The organism is Yoonia sp. (genome assembly GCF_036007805.1).
Lineage (GTDB): Bacteria > Pseudomonadota > Alphaproteobacteria > Rhodobacterales > Rhodobacteraceae > Yoonia.
In genome coordinates, this window is sequence record NZ_DASYOK010000204.1 from 1 (window position 1) to 4,194 (window position 4,194).

At 55.9% G+C, this 4,194-nt stretch carries 5 protein-coding genes; 1 reads left to right on the top strand and 4 read right to left on the bottom strand.

Translation table 11 applies throughout. The features are described 5' to 3' along the window. Window positions 1-143: 143 nt before the first annotated feature. The 4 genes from VGP75_RS11585 to trpA all read right to left on the bottom strand — a co-directional run bounded on the left by VGP75_RS11585 (window position 144) and on the right by trpA (window position 3,337). Complete coding sequence (locus VGP75_RS11585; RefSeq protein ID WP_327543813.1) at window positions 144-434, bottom strand: hypothetical protein; 291 nt, start codon at window positions 432-434, stop codon at window positions 144-146. Between the two features lie 211 nt (window positions 435-645). Then, complete coding sequence (locus VGP75_RS11590) at window positions 646-1,809, bottom strand: alpha-hydroxy acid oxidase (protein ID WP_327543814.1); 1,164 nt, start codon at window positions 1,807-1,809, stop codon at window positions 646-648. Window positions 1,810-1,885: 76 nt separating this feature from the next. Next, window positions 1,886-2,515 (bottom strand): FMN-binding negative transcriptional regulator, encoded by a 630-nt coding sequence (locus VGP75_RS11595; RefSeq protein WP_327543815.1) that lies wholly within the window; start codon window positions 2,513-2,515, stop codon window positions 1,886-1,888. A 30-nt stretch (window positions 2,516-2,545) separates the two neighbouring features. Next, window positions 2,546-3,337 (bottom strand): tryptophan synthase subunit alpha, encoded by a 792-nt coding sequence (gene trpA, locus VGP75_RS11600; protein WP_327543816.1) that lies wholly within the window; start codon window positions 3,335-3,337, stop codon window positions 2,546-2,548. Window positions 3,338-3,475: 138 nt separating this feature from the next. Between trpA and ychF the strand changes: the two genes are divergently transcribed. After that, the coding region (gene ychF, locus VGP75_RS11605) for a redox-regulated ATPase YchF (protein ID WP_327543817.1) at window positions 3,476-4,194 on the top strand (719 nt) is incomplete at its 3' end.

Genomic DNA, 4,194 nt, shown 5'->3' on the forward strand with positions numbered 1-4,194 from the left:
TGGACGCACAAAGGGCAGTTGCAGCTGCGAGAGCTGTTACTTTCTTAAACATCAAGTGTTCCTAACTCGTTAATACTTCCTGACGCAGCGGAGTGAGTTTCTCTTTTGCGCCAAAGAAGACTAGCACTGCACCTTCACGAATCCTAGGTCTGCGGAGGGTTATTTCCGGGGTCTGGGATGATGATGATAGGGTCTTCGTTCACTGGAATACGCGGCTGTTGAACGCTGTCATTCTCTTCCTGACCCACTGCTGCTGCAATCAGAAGTGCTGCAAGAACACCGACAACCACATAGGTGGTGTTGATCCGCGGTTCAGCAACGACCGCCTCTTCCATGACGGGTGCTTCTACAATCTGGTCGGACAGACCACCCGCAAACGCGGATGACGCCGAGAGTGCAATGACTGCGGCAATCGCGGTTGTTTTTGTAAGCATTAATTTATTCCTCACTGACACATAGTTCCAATTTCAGACGGCACCTGAGGTCCCGCCTGTGTGGCGCGAAAGTTTCCAAGAAGTGCTGCAGCGTCAACCGGCTGTGGGCCTCATGCTGAAAATAGATAACATTTCCAATGCATTGTGGCATATTTCACGCGGTTGGATACAAGGTCTTTGCATGCGTGATTTCCTGTGACCTGGCTTTCGTTTACTGCCAATGCCCTTCAAAGCCCTGTGGTATCAGCAGGATATCCTTGTCGAGCGTATTCACATCGCGCCGACCGCAAAGCGCCATCGTCAGATCAAGCTCTTTATGGATCACCTCCAGCGCGGTGGTCACACCTTTTTCGCCCATTGCCCCCAGGCCGTTGACGAAAGCCCGCCCGATATAGGTGCCCTTGGCCCCCATCGCGAGCGCCTTGAGCACGTCCTGTCCTGACCGGATGCCGCTATCAAGGTGGACCTCTACCTTGTCGCCGACCGCGTCCATGATCGCGGGCAGGGCGCGGATCGACGACAGTGTGCCATCCAGTTGACGCCCCCCGTGATTGGAAACAATGATCGCATCTGCGCCTAATTCTGCTGCTTTTCGTGCATCATCGGCATCCATGATCCCTTTGAGAATCACCGGACCGTCCCACATCTTCATCAGTTGCGCGACGCGGTCCCAGTCCAGAGCGTGATCAAAAGCTTCTGCAATCCACGATGCCAGCGATGAGGGGTCTGTGACCCCTTTGGCGTGGCCGACGATGTTGCCAAAGAAGCGGCGCTTGGTTTGCAGCATCTCGATGCCCCAGCCCCATTTCGTGGCAAGATCGGCGATGCTGGCCGCAGTGAATTTTGGTGGCGCGGAGAGACCGTTTTTCAGGTCCTTGTGCCGTTGCCCCATGATTTGCAGGTCCAGCGTAATGACGATGGCTGAACATTTGGCGGCACGCGCGCGGTCAAAGAGGCGCTTCATAAAGTCATCGTCTTTGAGCGTGTAGACCTGAAACCAGAAGGGGTTGGTGGTGTTCTCGGCCACATCCTCGATCGCGCAAATCGACATGGTGGACAGCGTGAACGGCACGCCGAACTTTTCGGCCGCGCGGGCGGCTTTGATCTCGCCGTCAGCGCATTGCATGCCCGTAAGGCCAACAGGGGCGAGGGCGACAGGCATCGCCACATTCTGGCCGATCATCTGGCTGGCAGTGGTGCGGTTGGTCATATCCACCGCGACCCTTTGCTTGAACCTGATCTGGTCGAAATCGGATGTGTTTTCGCGGAATGTCTGTTCGGTCCAACTGCCGCTTTCGGCATAGTCGTAGAACATCTTGGGTGTACGGCGCTTATGCAGCCGCTTCAGGTCCGCGATTGTTGTGATGACAGGCATGCCAAAATCCTTGAATTGGTTAAGTCTTATTACCAATACAATGGGTTTGCTGCAATATAGTTTGCAAGGCTCCGGCTCATGCAGGTTTCTTTGACCGGTTTTCCATTTTTGCGGCCATCGCGTCATGTCCCGCAGCCTTCAGTCCGGAAATTGTGCCTTCATAATCACGTGCATCACGGTTCTGGCTCAGCTTGGATTTGGCGAGGATTGTGCGGACATTGATGTGGAATGCGACAATGCCGTCAAGCATCTGCTGCATGTAGTCCTTGGGCGCATCCGCCATCTTCCACGCATGCTGTCCGTTGATGCGCCGTTCATGGTCGCGGGTCAAAAGGGCGACTGCGGCGCGTTTGGCATGGTCGTCATACTGAAAGCTGATTGTGCCATAGACATGGACCACTTGATAATTCCATGTCGGTACATGGCGGTGATGTTCCGCTTTGGACGGGTAGTAGTTTGGCGAGACATAGGCGTCATTGCCGCGGAAAATGGTAAGGACCTCTTGTCCTTCGGTGATCAGCCTGTGCATGTCGTTGGCCGCAGCAACATGCCCGATCAGCCTGCTATCGGGGGCGGACAGCAACGGGATATGGTTTGCAATAAGCCCCTGAGCGGTTTGGGCCACAATGCAAGCCAGAGGAGCGGCTTGGGTGATTGCCGTGATCTCGTCGATTTCGATCTCAAGAAACTGGGGAGGGACATACATGGCTTGGTGTCCTTGCGCAAAAGACGTGGCTCAGGCGCGATGGGTTCCATCCGCCAACGATTTCACAAAGGCCAGAACGTCAGCCACGCTTTCACCTGCCGCGATCTTTTCAACAATCGCAGAACCAACAACAGCACCGTCCGCGATGCTGGCGATGGCTTCGGCAGCGTCTGGCGTTTTGATGCCAAAGCCCACGATAACAGGTAGATCGGTCTGAGATTTAATGCGCGCAACCTCGGGGCCGACTTCATCAGCCTGTGCGGCGGCGGCACCGGTAATGCCTGTGACAGAGACGTAGTAGACAAAGCCCGAGGTATTCTCGAGCACTTTGGGCAGGCGTTTGTTATCTGTTGTTGGCGTGGCCAACCGGATGAAGTTGATCCCCATCTTTTGCGCGGGGATGCACAGTTCATCATCTTCTTCGGGAGGCAGATCAACGATGATCAGCCCGTCAATGCCGGCGGCCTTTGCGTCCGCCAAGAACGTATCAACACCGCGCGAATAGATCGGGTTGTAATACCCCATCATGACAATCGGGGTTGTGTCGTCGGTCTTGCGCAGTTCACGGGCGTATTGCAGCGTTTTCTCAAGCGTCTGCCCGCCCTCAAGCGCGCGCTGACCGGCCAGCTGGATCGTGGGACCATCGGCCATCGGATCGGTAAAGGGCATGCCCAGTTCGATGATATCGACACCCGCGCCGGGCAGGCCTTTGACGACCTCAAGACCGGTGTCATAGTCAGGATCACCCGCCATCACATAAGCCACGAAAGCTTTTTTGTTCTCTGCGCGCAACTGCACGAATTTGGCGTCGATTCTGCTCATCTTTGTCCCCGGTCTGCAAACTTGGCTTGGTTTGCTTGATGGGGGGCGGAAAATCAATGGCTGAGTGACGATCCCATGTGGCTTGCGCAGAGGACGCGCGCCGCCTAGAAGCGCCGTAACGTTCAAAGGAGAGCCGTGATGGGTTTCAAGATGGGTATTGTGGGTTTGCCGAATGTGGGCAAATCGACCTTGTTTAACGCGCTGACCAAGACAGCGGCGGCGCAGGCGGCCAATTTCCCGTTCTGTACGATTGAACCCAATGTCGGCGATGTGGCGGTGCCTGATGCGCGGCTGGACAAGCTGGCGGCGATTGCCTCGTCCAAGCAGATCATCCCGACGCGCATGACATTCGTCGATATCGCGGGTTTGGTGAAAGGTGCCAGCAAGGGCGAGGGTCTGGGCAATCAGTTTCTGGCCAATATCCGTGAGTGCGATGCCATTGCCCATGTGCTGCGCTGCTTTGAGGACGACGATATCACCCATGTCGAGGGTCGTGTGGACCCTGTCGAAGATGCAGAAGTGATTGAAACCGAATTGATGCTCGCTGATCTGGAGAGCATTGAAAAGCGTTTGCAGAACCTCGTGCGCAAAGTGCGTGGTGGCGACAAAGAGGCGGTCCAGCAGGTGCGCCTGCTGGAAATGGCGCAGGCGGCGTTGGAAGACGGCAAACCCGCCCGCACCGTTGATGTGGACCCCGATGATGCCAAGCAATGGAAAATGCTGCAACTGCTGACGACCAAGCCCGTCCTTTATGTCTGCAACGTCGAAGAAGACAGCGCAGGCAAAGGCAACAGCCAGTCCGCTCGCGTCGCTGAAATGGCCGCCGCGCAGGGTAACTCCCATGTGGTGATCTCGGC